General features: G+C 40.4%; 11 protein-coding genes and 1 tRNA gene. 11 read left to right on the top strand and 1 reads right to left on the bottom strand.

The features are described 5' to 3' along the window. Positions 1-18: 18 nt before the first annotated feature. From tuf to FHK88_RS13975, 11 genes are all read left to right on the top strand, one after another. The gene (gene tuf / locus FHK88_RS14025) at positions 19-1,209 is read left to right on the top strand and encodes an elongation factor Tu (protein ID WP_227429433.1); all 1,191 of its coding nucleotides are present in this window, start codon (positions 19-21) and stop codon (positions 1,207-1,209) included. A gap of 358 nt (positions 1,210-1,567) precedes the next feature. Beyond that, positions 1,568-1,643, top strand: a tRNA-Trp gene (locus FHK88_RS14020). A gap of 86 nt (positions 1,644-1,729) precedes the next feature. Then, positions 1,730-2,203 (top strand): preprotein translocase subunit SecE, encoded by a 474-nt coding sequence (secE, locus tag FHK88_RS14015; RefSeq protein WP_227431338.1) that lies wholly within the window; start codon positions 1,730-1,732, stop codon positions 2,201-2,203. A gap of 187 nt (positions 2,204-2,390) precedes the next feature. Then, positions 2,391-2,921, top strand: a complete 531-nt coding sequence (gene nusG, locus FHK88_RS14010) for a transcription termination/antitermination protein NusG (protein ID WP_227431337.1) — start codon at positions 2,391-2,393, stop codon at positions 2,919-2,921. Positions 2,922-3,008: 87 nt separating this feature from the next. Beyond that, positions 3,009-3,440 (top strand): 50S ribosomal protein L11, encoded by a 432-nt coding sequence (gene rplK, locus FHK88_RS14005; protein ID WP_227431336.1) that lies wholly within the window; start codon positions 3,009-3,011, stop codon positions 3,438-3,440. Further along, entirely contained in the window at positions 3,441-4,142 is a 702-nt protein-coding gene (gene rplA / locus FHK88_RS14000) for a 50S ribosomal protein L1 (protein WP_227431335.1), read from the top strand. Positions 4,143-4,503: 361 nt separating this feature from the next. After that, a complete protein-coding gene (gene rplJ, locus FHK88_RS13995; protein WP_227431334.1) occupies positions 4,504-5,007 on the top strand; it encodes a 50S ribosomal protein L10 in 504 nt (167 codons plus the stop codon). 57 nt (positions 5,008-5,064) lie between these two features. Further along, positions 5,065-5,439 (top strand): 50S ribosomal protein L7/L12, encoded by a 375-nt coding sequence (gene rplL / locus FHK88_RS13990; RefSeq protein ID WP_227431333.1) that lies wholly within the window; start codon positions 5,065-5,067, stop codon positions 5,437-5,439. Between the two features lie 481 nt (positions 5,440-5,920). Further along, positions 5,921-10,033, top strand: a complete 4,113-nt coding sequence (gene rpoB / locus FHK88_RS13985) for a DNA-directed RNA polymerase subunit beta (RefSeq protein WP_227431332.1) — start codon at positions 5,921-5,923, stop codon at positions 10,031-10,033. A 273-nt stretch (positions 10,034-10,306) separates the two neighbouring features. Next, positions 10,307-14,530 (top strand): DNA-directed RNA polymerase subunit beta', encoded by a 4,224-nt coding sequence (gene rpoC / locus FHK88_RS13980; RefSeq protein WP_227431331.1) that lies wholly within the window; start codon positions 10,307-10,309, stop codon positions 14,528-14,530. Between the two features lie 139 nt (positions 14,531-14,669). Next, the gene (locus FHK88_RS13975; RefSeq protein WP_227431330.1) at positions 14,670-15,182 is read left to right on the top strand and encodes a DUF6586 family protein; all 513 of its coding nucleotides are present in this window, start codon (positions 14,670-14,672) and stop codon (positions 15,180-15,182) included. Positions 15,183-15,327: 145 nt separating this feature from the next. Here the strand turns inward: FHK88_RS13975 and FHK88_RS13970 are convergent, their stop codons facing one another. Beyond that, the gene (locus FHK88_RS13970; RefSeq protein WP_227431329.1) at positions 15,328-18,054 is read right to left on the bottom strand and encodes a PBP1A family penicillin-binding protein; all 2,727 of its coding nucleotides are present in this window, start codon (positions 18,052-18,054) and stop codon (positions 15,328-15,330) included. Positions 18,055-18,270: the final 216 nt, after the last annotated feature.

The raw sequence follows: 18,270 nt of genomic DNA, 5'->3' as shown, positions 1-18,270 counted from the left end.
ATAAAAGAGGAACAACCCATGGCAAAGGCCAAGTTTGAAAGAAACAAACCACACGTCAACGTAGGAACCATTGGACACGTTGACCACGGAAAAACAACCCTAACAGCAGCCATCGCAACCGTAGCTGCAAAACACTTTGGTGGTGAAGCAAAAGACTACGCCTCAATTGACAGTGCACCAGAAGAAAAAGCACGTGGTATCACCATTAACACCAGTCACATCGAATATGACACCGAAGCACGTCACTACGCACACGTAGACTGCCCAGGACACGCTGACTACGTTAAAAACATGATTACCGGTGCTGCCCAGATGGACGGTGCAATCTTAGTTGTATCAGCAACAGACGGCCCAATGCCACAAACACGTGAGCACATCCTACTATCACGTCAGGTTGGCGTACCATACATCATGGTATTCATGAACAAATGTGACATGGTAGATGACGAAGAACTACTAGAACTAGTAGAAATGGAAGTACGTGAATTACTAAGTGACTACGACTTCCCAGGTGACGACACCCCAATCATCAAAGGATCTGCCCTAGAAGCCCTAAACGGCTCAGACGGACAATATGGCGAACCAGCAGTAGTAGAACTACTAGAAACCCTAGACAGCTACATCCCAGAGCCAGAGCGTGACATCGACAAAGACTTCCTAATGCCGATTGAAGACGTATTCTCAATCTCAGGACGTGGAACGGTCGTAACAGGACGTGTAGAATCAGGCATCATCAAAGTAGGTGACGAAATCGAAATCGTTGGTATCAAACCTACCACCAAAACAACCTGTACTGGTGTAGAAATGTTCCGCAAACTGCTAGACGAAGGTCGTGCAGGTGAGAACTGTGGTGTACTACTACGTGGTACCAAACGTGAAGACGTACAACGTGGACAAGTATTGGCTAAACCAGGCTCAATCACCCCACACACCAAATTTGACGCAGAAGTATACGTACTAAGCAAAGAAGAAGGTGGACGTCACACGCCATTCCTAAATGGCTACCGTCCACAGTTCTACTTCCGTACCACAGACGTAACAGGTGCTATCACCCTACAAGAAGGCACAGAAATGGTAATGCCAGGTGATAACGTAGAAATGAGCGTAGAGCTAATCCACCCAATCGCGATGGACAAAGGCTTACGTTTCGCTATTCGTGAAGGTGGTCGTACTGTAGGTGCTGGTGTTGTTTCTACAGTAAAAGACTAAGCTGTTAATAATACACAGTGACTATTAGGCTGTTAAAGCCTAAGATAAAAACCGTATCATTAGTGTGATGCGGTTTTTTTTATTAATTTTTTGTGCTACCTTCCTTAAATAGTTTTTTAAATAGATTCTTAAATAAGTTGTTGCGTGCTTACATTTTGTCATTACCTTTGATAGATAGATAAAATCAGCTTATCTGGTCAAACCTGTAAATTTTAGACTATAGTCTACTCATATGTTACAATTATTGCATCATGGAGAGAGCGCTTACATCAAGAAGAAACATCGTAAGAATGAAAAATTTGTATAAGACCTTGCAATTCTCATAAAACCTTGTATAATTGTCAGCCTTAACTCTTATAGGCGATTGGCTCAATTGGTAGAGCATCGGTCTCCAAAACCGAGGGTTGTAGGTTCGAGTCCTACATCGCCTGCCATTTCTTAGACTACTAAGCACTTCCTCATCTCAACATGATAGCGGCGAAATTCTTCTGGTCGATCTTAGTCATAAGGCAAGTTCATTATGAGCAAGAATAAAGATAACCTCGATACTAAGTTATCTGACGCAAAGATGACGGCAAAAGCATTGCTTAGTAAGCGAAAAAAACACACCACAGCAGTTGAAGTAGCAAAAACTCGCTCACCAAAAGACATGGTACTTTGGTTGTTAGCGATAGTTTGCTTGATTAGTGCAACTTTAGTAAATCAGCATCTACCAGGGTACTGGCAGTTAGCAAATGATATGTGGGTACGTATTGGCATCATTGTGGCACTTGTGGTCTTTGCTTTTATTTGTTTGGCGATGACTAATCAAGGTACTGCATTTAAAGTATTATTAAAAGATGCTAGCGTTGAATTGCGCCGAGTCACTTGGCCATCCAAACAAGAAACTTTTCAATACACATGGCAAGTACTTTTAGTTATTGGTATTGTGGCAATATTTGTATGGTTATTAGATAACTTCTTCAATTGGTTGGTCGGTTTATTTATTGGCTAGTTTAAAATTGTATTTAGAAGTGAAAACGTTAACTCACGATATATGATTTCGTGAGTTAAATTTATAAGACAACCACTATTTGAAAATAAAATAGATGTCTAAGTAATTGAATAAACATTAATTAATGTAACTAAGTAACATAGATATTATTATTTGTGTGTTTTAAAAATTATTTCTGGAGAGAGATATGCGCTGGTATATTGTGCAAGCATTTTCAGGTTATGAAAAGCAAGTTCAACGCTCATTGATTGAGCGTATCAAGCGTAGTGAACACGCAGATAAGTTCGGTGATGTATTGGTTCCCGTCGAAGAAGTCGTCGAAATGAAAGATGGGAAAAAACGTAAAAGTGAGCGTAAATTCTTTCCTGGATATGTACTTATCCAAATGGAGATGAATAGCGACACATGGCATATTGTTAATGAATGCCCACGTATTACAGGATTTGTTGGTGGTACACCAGAAAATCCAGCACCAATTACTCAAGTAGAAGCTGATAGAATTTTAAACCGCTTGAAGCAGTCAGATAGTACACCTAGACCTAAAACATTATTTGAGCCAGGTGAAGAGGTATTGGTTATTGATGGACCATTCACTGACTTTAAAGGTCTGGTTGAAAAAGTTGACTATGAAAAGTCAAAACTGCAACTGACAGTAAATGTATTTAATCGACCCACACAGGTCGAGCTTGAGTTTAGTAAAGTTGAAAAACTAGACTAAACAATTTAACCACTGGGGAGCTGAGTTTGGGCTTAATGTTGTCAACTTAGGACTAAATAGGCGTTATCACCCACAAAGGAGTAAATCATGGCTAAAAAGATTGATGGTTACATCAAACTACAAGTGCCTGCGGGTAAAGCAAACCCTTCACCACCAATTGGTCCTGCATTGGGTCAAAAAGGTGTGAATATCATGGCATTCTGTAAAGAATTCAACGCAGCGACTTCTGGTATGGAACCTGGTCTACCAATTCCAACAGAAATCACTGTTTATAATGATAAATCATTCACATTTATCATGAAGTCACCACCAGCAGCTTTCTTATTACGTCAAGCTGCCGGTATTGCAAAAGGCTCTGGCACACCAAATACTGCAAAAGTTGGTAAAGTGACTCGCGCTCAATTAGAAGAAATTGTGCAAACCAAACAAGCAGATATCACAGCTGCTGATATGGATGCTGCTGTGCGTACCATCGCTGGTACTGCACGTTCAATGGGCATCACTGTGGAGGGTGTGTAAATGGCTAAGTTAACTAAACGTCAAAAACTGATTCAAGAGCGTGTTGAAAACGAAAAATTATATACGCTTGAAGAAGCTGTTGAGATCTTAAATGATTTACCACCAGCAAAATTCAAAGAGTCAATTGATATCGCTATTAATCTTGGTGTAGACCCTCGTAAATCTGACCAAGTAGTACGTGGTGCGACAAACTTACCAGCAGGTACTGGTAAAACCAAACGCGTTGCAGTATTTGCTCAAGGTGCTGCTGCTGAAGCCGCTAAAGAAGCAGGTGCTGATGTTGTTGGTTTTGAAGACTTAGCTGAAGACATCAAAGCTGGTAACATGGACTTTGATGTTGTTATTGCTGCACCAGATGCGATGCGTGTTGTTGGTCAGTTAGGTACTATTTTAGGTCCTCGTGGTCTTATGCCAAACCCTAAAGTTGGTACAGTAACACCTAACGTTGCAGAAGCAGTTGCTAACACAAAAGCTGGTCAGGCCCAGTATCGTGTTGATAAAGCAGGTATCATTCATACAACAATCGGTCAAATTGGTTTTACACCAGAGCAGATCGTAGAGAATGCTAAAGCTTTATTAAGCGACCTAAAACGTGCAAAACCTGCAACTTCTAAAGGTGTGTATATCAAAAAAATTACACTATCTAGCACGATGGGTCCGGGTCTAACAATTGATCCAGTACCACACCGTATGGCGAAGTAATTGATACAAAATATTTAAATTAATAGATATTATTATTTAGCTCAGCACACGGGTTGTGCTGTCTAAGACCGTAGGTAACGATAGAGTAGGTCATAGATAGGCAGTCATTTTTTATAAAAATGTGATTGTATTTTTGGCATATTTTTAGTTGTAAATGTTTCACTCTAATATCAGTGATGATAATGGAAGACGGCCTACGCAGACGGTAGAGGAAGAAAAATATAAGAATGTAATATTTTTTATTTTTCTAGTCACCGTATTAAGTCGCAAGCTAATGTGGCTGAATCATTCTAGTTACATTAGCTTATTAACTGGTTTATTACTATTAAGAGATTAATAAGTAATAATATGGAGACAACCCATGGCATTAAATCTTCAAGACAAACAAGCAATTGTTGCTGATGTGAATGAAGCTGCCAAAGGTGCCTTATCTGCTGTAGTCGCTGATTCACGCGGTGTTACAGTAGCGGACATGACCAAATTGCGTAAAACTGCACGCGAAGCTGGTGTCGACATGCGTATTGTACGTAACACTTTGTTACGCCGTGCGCTTGCTGGTACTGACTATGAGTGTGTAATGGATACACTAGTTGGTCCTACTCTTATTGCGTTCTCAAATGAACATCCAGGTGCTGCTGCCCGTTTGTTTAAAGAGTTTGCAAAAGGGAACAAAGAGTTCGAAATTAAGGGTGCTGCCTTTGAAGGTGAGTTTATTGATGCAGCTTCTATCGATCGCTTAGCGACATTACCTACTTACGACGAAGCAATTGCACGTCTAATGGGTACTATGAAAGAAGCATCTGCTGGCAAACTTGCTCGTACACTTGCTGCATTACGCGATCAAATGGAAGGAGAAGCTGCTTAATTGCGCTTGCTCATTCATTAACAACATATTTATATATTTATATTAGGAATAATTGCTATGTCATTATCTAACCAAGAAATCCTTGATGCAATCGCTGAAAAATCAGTAATGGAAATCGTAGAGCTTATCTCTATGATGGAAGAAAAATTCGGTGTTTCTGCTGCTGCTCTAGCTGCTGCTCCTGCTGCTGGTGGTGATGCTGCTGGTGGTGCTGAAGAGAAAGACGAATTTGACGTTATTCTTGCAAGCTTCGGTGACAAGAAAGTTGCTGTTATTAAAGCCGTTCGTGAAGCAACTGGCCTTGGCTTGAAAGAAGCGAAAGAGCTTGTAGAAGGCGCTCCAGCTCCATTGAAAGAAGGCGTATCTAAAGCAGAAGCTGAAGAGTTGAAAGCGAAGCTTGAAGAAGCTGGTGCTTCTATCGAATTAAAATAGTTTTGTAATTCTATTTTGATGCTTCAAGCATATGTTAGATAATAGAAATATTATTTAACAACAAGGGTCAGTAATGATTTGCATTACTGACCCTTTTGTATTATAATGCTCCACTTGACCTTTTGTATGTGCCACAATATGCTGTTTTATTCATTATTATCACGAATAGCAAGGGGTAAATACAAGTTAAAGGACAGGCAATCTGCATGTACATAATGATTTCATCCGTGAATCTAACATATTTGTTTTTAAGCTAAGCATAGTTTATGTTTGGCGTTTTGTCGTGCCTGTGACTTAGTCATGTATACCTTTTATAGTTGATCCGTATATATCTGATATTTACGGTCTTTTTGGTTTCTAACTGCTAGGTCGTTCTCATATTTTCGTTTCTGTTGTTTTAGTTGATTGTCCTTATTATTAAGTAATATGACAAGTTAACTGGCAACCTTCTTATTCTGACTGTCTACTGTAAGGACTCTCGATGGCATACTCTTATACTGAAAAAAAGCGAATTCGCAAAAGTTTTGCCCAGCTGCCCAATGTCATGGATATACCATATCTATTGGCAATTCAAGTGGATTCCTACGAGCAATTTTTACAGGAGCATAAAAAGCCGAAAGGTCGTGAAAATACTGGATTACAAGCTGCCTTCTCTTCTATTTTTCCGATAGAAAGTCATACTGGAAATGCAGAGCTACAGTTTGTTGAGTATTATTTAGGTGAGCCTGAGTTTGATGAGCGTGAGTGTATTTTACGTGGCTCTACTTTTGCTGCTCCATTACGTGTAAAAATTCGCTTGGTTATCAAAGATAAAGATAGCAAAGATAAAAATAGTAAAGCGGCGATCAAAGACATTCGTGAGCAGAATGTTTATATGGGCGAAATGCCATTAATGACAGAGAATGGTACATTCATTATTAATGGTACAGAGCGTGTGATTGTATCGCAGTTGCACCGTTCTCCAGGTGTGTTCTTTGACCATGATAAAGGTAAGTCACACTCTAGTGGTAAAGTGCTTTATAACGCACGCATTATTCCTTATCGTGGTTCATGGTTAGACTTTGAGTTTGATGCTAAAGATTTAGTATATGCACGTATTGACCGTCGTCGTAAGCTGTTAGCGTCTATTATTTTACGTGCGCTTGGTTTAGAAACTAATGAAATTTTAGATATCTTCTTTGACAAAGTTGCTGTTTATAAAGGTGCAGAGCAGTTTGAGATTGACCTGATACCTGACCGCTTACGTGGAGAGATGGCACAGTTTGATATCGTTTCTCCAGCTGGAGATGTGATTGTTGAGCAGGGCAAGCGTATCAATGCACGTCGTATTCGCCAAATTGAAGAGGCGGGTATGAAGAAGCTGGCAGTGCCAGATGAGTACTTGTATGAGCGTATTTTAGCAGAAGATATTGTGGTGAATGATGAAGTCATCGCTCGTGCGAATACGTTAATTGACCATGAGTTGTTAGTGAAGTTAAGCGCATTGGGTGATGAGTTCACTGAGTTTAGTATTCTATTCACCAATGATATTGACCATGGTACTTATATTGCTGACACACTACGTGCTGATAGCACTGCTAGCCGTGAAGAAGCGCTAGTTGAGATTTATAAAGTCATGCGTCCAGGTGAGCCACCAACACTAGATACGGCTGAAAAATTGTTTGAAAGCATGTTCTTTAATGCAGATCGTTATGATTTATCTAATGTTGGACGGATGAAGTTTAACCGTCGTTTGGGTCGTCCTTTTGAGAACTCTGATGACCCTGATGTACAGCGTGAGCAGAGCGTTCTTTCAAATGAAGACATCATTGATGTTTTAAAAGAGCTGATAGAAATTCGTAATGGTCGAGGTGAGGTTGATGATATTGACCACCTAGGTAACCGTCGTATTCGTTCAGTAGGTGAGATGGCTGAAAACCAATTCCGTGTTGGTTTGGTACGTGTTGAGCGTGCAGTTAAAGAGCGTTTAAGCTCAGCTGAATCTGATAACTTATCTCCGCAAGATTTGATTAATTCAAAACCTGTGGCAGCAGCTGTTAAAGAATTCTTTGGCTCAAGCCAGTTGTCACAGTTTATGGATCAGAACAACCCATTATCTGAGATTACCCATAAGCGCCGTGTTTCTGCTTTAGGTCCTGGTGGTTTGACCCGTGAGCGTGCAGGCTTTGAGGTTCGAGACGTTCATGATACTCACTATGGTCGTGTATGTCCGATTGAGACACCAGAGGGTCCAAACATTGGTTTGATTAACTCATTGGCAGTTTATGCTCGTACCAATAGCTTTGGTTTCTTAGAGACACCTTATCGTAAAGTGGTTGATGGTAAAGTAACCGATGATATTGAGTATCTATCTGCCATCGAAGAAGTTGGTACTGTGATTGCACAGGCAGATTCACCTATGAATGAGCAAGGTGAGTTGTCTGAAGATATGGTTATGGTACGTAGCTACGGTGAATCTGTACGTATGCCAAGTGATAAAGTGACGCATATGGATGTTTCACCTCGTCAGGTTGTTTCTGTTGCTGCTAGTCTGATTCCATTCTTGGAGCATGATGATGCGAACCGTGCTTTGATGGGTTCAAACATGCAACGTCAGGCTGTACCAACATTGCGTACAGATAAGCCTTTAGTTGGTACTGGTATGGAGCGTCACGTGGCTCGTGACTCTGGTGTTTGTGTGATTGCAAAACGTGGTGGTGTCATTGAAGACGTTGATGCTTCACGTATTGTTGTACGTGTTCATGAAGATGAGATGCAAGCGGGTGAGGCAGGTATTGATATTTATAACCTAATTAAATATACCCGTTCAAACCAAAATACTTGTATTAACCAACGTATTATCGTTAACCAAGGTGATGAGATTGCTCGTGGTGATATCTTAGCAGATGGTCCTTCTACTGACTTAGGTGAGTTGGCATTGGGTCAAAATATGCGTGTGGCATTTATGCCATGGAACGGATATAACTTTGAGGACTCAATTTTATTATCTGAGCGTGTGGTTAAAGAAGACCGTTTCACTACCATTCATATTCAAGAATTGACTTGTGTGGCTCGTGATACCAAATTAGGTACAGAAGAGATTACGGCTGATATTCCAAACGTTGGTGAAGCAGCCTTATCAAGCCTAGATGAAGCTGGTATTGTTTATATCGGTGCAGAGGTTGATGCTGGTGATATCTTAGTAGGTAAAGTGACACCAAAAGGTGAAACTCAATTAACCCCTGAAGAAAAACTATTGCGGGCAATCTTTGGTGAAAAAGCAGCCGATGTGAAAGATACTTCTTTACGTGTGCCTTCATCAACCAAAGGTACGGTCATTGATGTACAGGTCTTTACTCGTGATGGTGTAGAAAAAGACAGCCGTGCGAAAGCCATTGAAAAAGCTCAGCTTGATAGTTACCGTAAAGACTTAAAAGAAGAGCTTCGTATTTTTGAAGAAGCAGCTCGTAGTCGTATTGGTACACTACTTGATGGACAAAAAATCAGTGGTGGTGCAGGCTTAAAGTCTGGTACAACTTTAGGTCTTGCTGAGCTAAGCGAAATGAGCCTTGAAACATTATTGGATATCCAGCCTGTAGAAGAAGAAATCGCAGAGCGTTTAACCCAAATTGCAGACTTCTTGAGTGACAAGCAAGAAGATATTGAGACGAAGTTTGCTGAGAAAAAACGCAAACTAACTGCGGGTGATGATTTAGCACATGGTGTACAAAAAATCGTTAAAGTCTACTTAGCAGTGAAACGTCGTATTCAGCCTGGTGATAAGATGGCAGGTCGTCATGGTAATAAGGGTGTCGTTTCTCGTATTATGCCGATTGAAGACATGCCTTATGATGAGCATGGTAATCCTGTCGACATCGTGTTAAACCCACTGGGTGTACCTTCACGTATGAATATTGGTCAGGTACTAGAAACTCACTTAGGTATGGCGGCTAAAGGTCTTGGTGATAAGATTGACCGTATGCTAAAAGCACAAGCTGCTGTAGCAGATTTACGTGAGTTTTTAGATAAAATCTATAATAAAGTTGGCGGTGAGCCAGTAGATTTAGATAGTTTGAGTGATGATGACATCATTACACTTGCCAATAATCTACGCGGTGGTGTGCCAATGGGTACAGCTGTATTTGATGGTGCAAAAGAAAGTCAAATCAAAGAGTTACTTGAGTTGGCAGATCTATCAAAAACTGGACAACAGACATTATATGATGGTCGTACAGGACAGAAGTTTGACCGCCCTGTAACCGTTGGCTATATGTATATGCTGAAGTTGAATCACTTAGTCGATGATAAGATGCATGCTCGTTCAACAGGTTCTTATTCATTAGTGACACAGCAACCACTAGGTGGTAAAGCTCAGTTTGGTGGACAGCGCTTCGGTGAGATGGAAGTCTGGGCATTAGAAGCTTATGGTGCTACTTATACGCTACAAGAGATGTTGACTGTGAAGTCTGATGATGTTGAAGGTCGTACACGTATGTACAAAAACATTGTTGATGGTGAGCAGTATATGGATCCTGGTATGCCAGAATCATTTAATGTATTAACCAAAGAAATTAAGTCGCTGGGTATTAATATTGAGCTAAAAGACAATAAGTAAAGAGATATTATTAAGAGGCAGTAAGTCATAAAGTGATGATATTTATCAGTTACTCTAAACTGGCTTACTGACTCTTGATATATCACGACTTCATTGTCGGGTAGAAAGTACGCAAATATATTCCAATCCCAACCCATTCATAGCCTTCATTGGTCTTGTAGAAGTTGGTTTATAGTGAGCTTGTTTTATTAATCATCTATTAATAAAACAAAAGAATTATCAAAACTGTAGAAGACTTTAGTAAGACTAAAACAAAGATAACGGAGAAGACGCTTGAAAGATTTACTCGATATTATGAAAAGCCCTGCCGATAATGGCAAACGTGAATTTGATAGCATTCAGATATCATTAGCTGCCCCTGAGACCATCAAATCGTGGTCTCATGGTGAAGTTAAAAAACCTGAAACGATTAACTATCGTACCTTTAAGCCTGAGCGTGATGGTTTATTCTGTGCCAAGATTTTTGGTCCAGTAAAAGACTTTGAGTGTTTATGTGGTAAATATAAACGCCGTAAGTTCCAAGGTGTGATTTGTGAAAAATGTGGTGTTGAAGTCACTACTGCCAAAGTCCGTCGTGATCGTATGGGGCATATTGACTTAGCCAGCCCTGTTGCACATATTTGGTTCTTAAAATCACTGCCTAGCCGTATTGGTTTGTTACTTGATATGACCTTGCGTGATATTGAGCGTGTTTTATATTTTGAAAGCTATATTGTGACAGATCCTGGTATGACCAGTCTGGAAAAATATCAGCTATTAGATGATGAAGATTATTATAAAGCACTAGAAGAATTTGGTGATGAGTTCATCGCAAAAATGGGTGCAGAAGCTGTTCAAGACTTGCTAAAAGACATTGACTTGGATGCTGAGATTGATGAGCTACGTGAAGAGATTCCACAAACAGGCTCTGAGACTAAGCTGAAAAAAATGTCAAAACGCTTAAAACTATTAGAAGCGTTCCGTGACTCAAATAATAAGCCTGAGTGGATGGTCATGTCAGTATTGCCTGTGCTACCACCAGACTTACGCCCACTTGTTCCTCTTGAAGGTGGACGTTTTGCGACTTCTGACTTGAATGATTTATATCGTCGAGTCATTAACCGTAATAACCGCTTAAAGCGTCTGCTTGAGCTAAATGCGCCTGATATCATCGTACGTAACGAAAAACGTATGTTGCAAGAATCAGTAGATGCGTTATTAGATAATGGTCGTCGTGGTCGCGCAATTACAGGTAGTAACAGACGTCCATTGAAGTCTTTGGCAGATATGATCAAAGGTAAACAAGGTCGTTTCCGTCAGAACTTATTGGGTAAACGTGTTGATTACTCTGGTCGTTCAGTGATTGTTGTTGGTCCAACATTACGTCTACATCAGTGTGGTCTACCAAAGAAAATGGCATTAGAATTATTTAAGCCATTTACTTACGCTAAGCTATTATCACATGGTATTGCAACGACCATTAAGCAAGCCAAGAAAATGGTTGAGCGTGAAGAGCCACCAGTATGGGATATGTTGGCGATGGTTATTCGCGAACACCCTGTATTGCTAAACCGTGCACCGACATTGCACCGTCTGGGCTTACAAGCATTTGAACCTGTACTTATTGAAGGTAAAGCGATTCAGTTGCATCCATTGGTTTGTACTGCATTTAACGCCGACTTTGACGGTGACCAAATGGCAGTACACGTGCCATTAACCCTTGAAGCACAGCTTGAATCTCGTGCTTTGATGATGTCAACCAATAATATTCTATCTCCTGCAAACGGTGATCCAATCATCGTACCATCGCAGGACGTTGTATTGGGTTTGTACTATATTAGCCGTTCGTCTATCAATGCCAAAGGTGAAGGCATGATATTCTCAACTGTGAATGAAGCATTACGTGCCATTGGCTCTAATGATTTACACGTTAATGCTAAAATTAAAGTGCGTGTGACAGAAACAGTCGTTGATGAAGACGGTAACGAAACTCAGCAAACCAGCTTAAAAGATACGGTGGCTGGACGTCTGCTAATTTGGAACATCATGCCAAAAGGTATGGCCTTTGATGAGTGTAATAAAGAGATGACCAAAAAGAACATCTCTGGACTATTAAACTCTTGCTATCGTAAGCTTGGTGTAAAAGACAGTGTTATGTTTGCTGACCAATTGATGTACCTTGGGTTTGCGCAAGCAACTTTATCAGGTGTATCTATTGGTATGGAAGACATGGTTATTCCACCAGCCAAAAAAGCCATTATTGAAGCTGCAGATGAAGAAGTACGTGAAATTGAAGAGCAGTTTGCACAAGGTTTTGTGACTGCTGGTGAGCGCTATAACAAAGTTGTTGATATCTGGTCACGTACTAATGATAAAGTTGCTAAAGCGATGATGGATAACTTAGCAACTGATAAAGTGATTAATGCTCAAGGTGAAGAAGAAGAGCAGAAGTCATTTAACTCGATTTATATCATGTCAGACTCAGGTGCTCGTGGTAGTGCGGCTCAGATTCGTCAGCTTGCTGGTATGCGTGGTCTGATGGCAAAACCAGATGGCTCTATCATTGAGACCCCAATTAAGGCAAACTTCCGTGAAGGTTTGACTGTTTTACAGTACTTTATTTCAACACACGGTGCACGTAAAGGTCTGGCTGATACTGCATTGAAAACGGCAAACTCAGGTTATTTGACCCGTCGTTTGGTTGATGTGGCACAAGACTTGGTTATTACTCAAGATGATTGTGGTACAGATAAAGGTGTGTTAATGACTCCACATATTCAAGGTGGAGAAGTTATTGAAAAGCTAGGTGATCGTGTACTTGGTCGTGTTGCTGCACAAGATGCCATTAATAAAGCTGGTGAAGTGGTTGTACCAACTGGCACATTGATTGACGAGCATTGGGTTGAAGTACTGAACGAACAAGGTATTGATGAAGTATGGGTACGTTCAGTCATTACTTGTGACGTTGCACATGGTGTGTGCTCACAGTGTTATGGTCGTGACTTGGCTCGTGGTCATAAAGTCAATATTGGTGAATCTGTTGGTGTTATGGCAGCGCAGTCTATCGGTGAGCCGGGTACACAGTTAACCATGCGTACTTTCCACGTGGGTGGTGCAGCAAGTTCTACTTCTGTAGATAACAGCGTGGCGGTGCGTAATGCTGGTGAAATTCGCTTCCATAATATGAAAACTGTAGAACATGCTGACGGTCATTTGGTTGTGGTTTCTCGCTCTGCTGAAATTGGCGTTGCTGATGACTTAGGTCGTGAGCGTGAGCGTTATAAAGTACCTTATGGCTCTTCTGTCATGGTGAAAGACTCTGATACAGTTGAGAGTGGACAGACCATCGCTAAATGGGATCCGCATACTCACCCAATTATTACAGAGTTTGCTGGTAAAGCACGCTTTAGTGATATTACAGAAGGCATGACCGCCACTGTAAAAGTGGATGATGCAACAGGTATGAGCTCATTTGAGATCCTAGCTGCTAAAGACCGTCCAAGTACTGGTAAAGACTTGCGTCCAGCCGTTATTTTAGATACACCTGAAGGCAAAGAAGTCGTTTATTTCTTACCAGCAGAGACAGTGATTCGTGTGAGTGATGGACAAGATGTCACCGCAGGCTCAGTGTTGGGTCGTGTACCACAAGCAACATCTGGTACGAAAGATATTACTGGTGGTTTGCCTCGTGTTGCTGACTTGTTTGAAGCACGTCGTCCAAAAGACCATGCAATCATGGCAGAAATGTCAGGTGTAGTAAGTTTTGGTAATGCAACTAAAGGTAAAAACCGCTTTATTATCACCAACGAAGATGGTGAAACTCATGAAGAGTTAATACCAAAATGGCGTCAAATTAACGTCTTTGAAAATGAGACGGTAGAGCGTGGTGAGGTTATCTCTGATGGTCCATTAAACCCACATGATATTTTACGGTTAAAAGGTGAAACTGCACTTGCGAACTATATCGTTAATGAAGTACAAGATGTCTATCGCCTACAAGGGGTGAAAATTAACGATAAGCATATCGAAGTCATTATTCGCCAAATGTTACGTAAAGTAGAAGTGACAGATGGTGGTGACTCAAACTACTTCAAAGGTGACCAAGTTGAATATGCTGATGTGAAAGTTTTAAATGATAAACTAATCAGTGAAGATAAATTCCCTGTTCAGTTTGAGCGTCAGTTATTAGGTATTACTAAAGCCAGCTTGGCAACAGAAAGCTTTATTTCTGCTGCTTCTTTCCAAGAAACGACGCGTGTTCTAACTGCAGCCGCAGTGACTGGTAAAGTGGATGAGCTTCGTGGCTTAAAAGAAAACGTGGTAGTTGGTCGACTTATCCCTGCTGGTACAGGTTTGGCGTATCATGAATCACGTAAGAAGAAAGCCAATGAAGCGTCATATGATGTTGATAGTGCATTAGATGCTGCATTTGATGCGCCAGTAACAACGTCTCAAGACTTTAGCAGTTTTGATGAAGCATTTGCCCAAGAGCTAAGCCAAGATAAAGGCGCTGAGTAGTTATTAAGTATTGATGACCATAAATCAATACGACTTATAAAGGCATAAAAGATATATTAAGAAAGTCAGCACTTTGCTGGCTTTTTTTATGGTTTATATTCTATCATTGAGCTTTAGCAGAATAATAAGGGTTTAAAGTATGTCAGGTAAAAATCGTGTTGCCCGCTATCAAGCAGATCGTACAAACCAGAAGTTTTATTTTTGCCGTTTAGCTTGCAAACAGGCTGTACAGGCAGTGGATAAACAGATATATCAGGCAAGCTGTGAAACAGCTATCTTTCACCTACAAGGTGCATATTTTGCATTCTTACAAGAATTAGCTCAGTTCTATCGTATTGAAGTTACTGCACCATCCATTGAATATTTAGAGGAAAAACTGGCAGAGAAAACCTTTGTGTCTCCAGAGCTAGAAAGATTAAAACAGGTCAAGCAGGTTGGGGTGTTGGCAAATATACTCAATGCATATCAGCGTTGTCAGTTTGCACCAAAACCAGAGCTGCCTTTAACAGAGGTTGCTTCAGGAGGTGATTTAATAGTAAATGTGGTTACCTTGTCTAATCAATGGTTGCCAGATGAACAAACCATACGAGGTTGGCGACAGGAGTTTATGGACTTGATAGATGCTTTACGGGCAGGAATGCAGGAGTATTAAATTTAAATATGGTCAAAGAATGATTAAGCAGATGATGTGGTATGACTTTGACTATAATATCAGAATAATGCCAAAACAAAGGTGTTTTCCTTGTTTTGGCATTAGTATGTAATATGCAAAATAGAGCGCTGTAAAATAAATCTGATTAATTATCCAAAGGTGGCAACTCATCAACAGGAGTGACTGTTAAAGGAGTGCTACGTTGCGGTTGAGTATTCGCTTCAGTCGAGTGATGAGCTGGTGCTTCTGTTGGTCTAGATTGCTGTTGAGGAGATGGCGTTGCTCTTCTCTGTTCTGGTTGATGAACAGGTGCTGGCTTCGGTTTGGGAGCTTGTCGTTGTTTGGTTGTTGCCTGTGGTGGTGTATGATTCTCTGTAGCATTTTCTTGTGATTCAGTTGAATCATCTGATTGAGTCTGCACAACCACTTCACCATTATCGGTTATATCTATAATTTCTTGTTGCTGTTTTTTAGACTTTGCTTGGTTATTAATAGATACCCATTGATGAGGTCTGTCTTTTAATTGTGTCCGCATAAAGTCTATCCAAATAGGCAGTGCTGCTGTACCGCCATATTCTCTTCTTCCCAAGGTTGAAGGTTGGTCAAAGCCTACCCAGACAATAGAAACTAGCGTAGGTTGGAATCCTGCAAACCAAGCATCTTTGGTATCATTAGTTGTACCTGTTTTACCACCAATATCAGAGCGATTAAGTACTTTTGCTTTGGTTGCTGTTCCGCGTCGTACGACATCGCGCAGAATATCTGCCATTTCATAGGCAACAGAAGAGCTTAATATGCGAGGCGCTTGATTGGCAACATTATATTGCACAGCAGGTGCACGTAGACGATCTGAGGCTGGTGTAGCATCATAGATAGCACTATTGGAAGTGTTTTCAGTTGAGGTGTCTATAATACTTTCTGCTTGAGCAGCTTGTTCTTCTACCATTGAGTCAAGTGTTTCAGCTATTTTTGCCTCTTTCGCATTATACTGTTTTAGTAATTGTTCATTTGTCTGATCCAGTTTTTTATTAAAACACAGTGCACATGCTTGTGCAGGATTTGCTTGATAGACTAGTCGGTTATTGTAGTCATATATTTGTGCAATAAAATAAGGTTGGATGCGATGTCCACCATTAGCAAAAGCTGAGTAAGCCGTTGCCATTTGTAATGGGGTTGCTTGTCCCGCACCTAACGCTAATGAAAGAGTTGTAGGCATTTTATCTTGATCTAAACCAAACTGATTTAATAAATGTCGAGCAGTTGTAATACCAATTGAGTTTAATAAACGAATAGATACAAGATTTCGAGACAAATATAACCCTTTACGTAGTGGAATATCGCCATAGTAGCGCCCATCGGAGTTTCTTGGTTTCCAGTTTCCAACTTGTAATGGACTATCTGATACAAGACTATCTGGGCGATAGCCTTTTTCTAATGCACCTGCATAGATAAGTGGCTTGATGGTTGAGCCAGGTTGTCGCCAACCTTGTGTTGCACGGTTGAATTTACTTTGACGAAAATCGAAACCACCTACTAATGCTTCAAGAGCACCTGTATCTGGATTAAGAGCTACAAGGCTACCTTGCACCGCTGGTATTTGTGTTAACTGCCAACTGCTTTTATCTTGATTGGGAATGACATATACGATATCGTTGTTCTTAACCAACTGTGAGGCAGAAGAAGGGTAGTTGCCAGTCCTATTTGCTGAATAGTATTTTTTTGCCCAACGCATACCTGACCAATTGACAGTAATGCTCTCTCCTGATGCTAATGATGCTTCAAAACTACGCGAACGAACTCTGGTTACTTTTGCAGGCTGAATGCTGCCATAAGCGGAGAAGTTGCTTAATGGTTCATCATTAGCAACAGCGCCACGCCATCCATGTCTTTGGTCATAGTTAATAAGTCCACGCTTTAATGAGGTTTCTGCTTGTTGCTGTATTTGACTATTAACAGTGAGACGAACACGCCATCCAGAGTTGATGACATTATCACCATAACGTGAAACCAAAGTATAGCGAGTCATTTCTGCTAGATATGGCATATTTGCATCAAGCTTTTCTTGATAGAGATTTAACCCTATTGGTGATGCAACAGCATGATCATGCTCTTGTTGATTAATATAGCCATACCTGAGCATCTGCCCCAAAATCCAGTTGCGACGCAATAAAGCACGTTCTGGATTAGCGACTGGATTATATTTAGAAGGGGCTTTTGGCAGACCAGCCAACATTGCCATTTCTGCGATGGTTAAATTATCAAGAGACTTACTATAATATTTTTTGGCCGCTGCTCGAATTCCATAAGCACCTTCACCTAAGTAAATCTTATTGACATATAGAGTCAGAATCTCCTGTTTACTAAGTTGATCCTCAATTTTTCGCGCTAAAAACAGCTCAGTTAATTTACGATTTAAAGTACGTTCAGGTGATAAAAAGTAGTTTTTAGCGACCTGCATGGTGATGGTAGAGCCACCAGTTTGCTCATCATCACTGGTTACAACTTCAGTAACAGCACGTCCCAGACCCTTAATACTGATGCCACTATGCTCAAAAAAAGTAGAATCTTCTGCAGCTAGAAAGGCATTCACTAAGTTTTTAGGCACTTCATCGTATGAGACAGGCAAAGACATGCGATTTCCATACTGTCCGATGAGCTTATCATCTTGACTGTAGATTTGTAGAGGCATTTCAAAATGCGCAGCCGTCATATCATCAATACTGGGCAAACTTGGCTCTACATACATTGCCATACCATAAAAACCAATGGGGACAGCCAGTACTAAAATGACAATAAAAGCCAGACCTGCTAGTAAAATGCTAAACAGATACTGTATGAGGCGTACGGCTGTCGATTTTTGCTTTTTAATCATAAGAACTCAAGATGATTGGGTGTAAAAAATAAGTCAGTAGATGCTATACTAGTGTTGAAATCAAAATAAAAATCGTACAAGATTAGTAAGGTTTGTTTCGTGGTAGTATTAAAATATATTATGAGCAATAAATATAGGGTTTAAAGGTATATAAGGTAGATATTATAACCTGAACTCTGTTAACTGGTCGAAATAATTGTATAATTGTCAGAAAAC

Source organism: Psychrobacter sp. I-STPA6b (genome assembly GCF_020662265.1).
Taxonomy (GTDB): domain Bacteria; phylum Pseudomonadota; class Gammaproteobacteria; order Pseudomonadales; family Moraxellaceae; genus Psychrobacter.
This window is presented reverse-complemented; position numbering and strand designations above follow the sequence as displayed.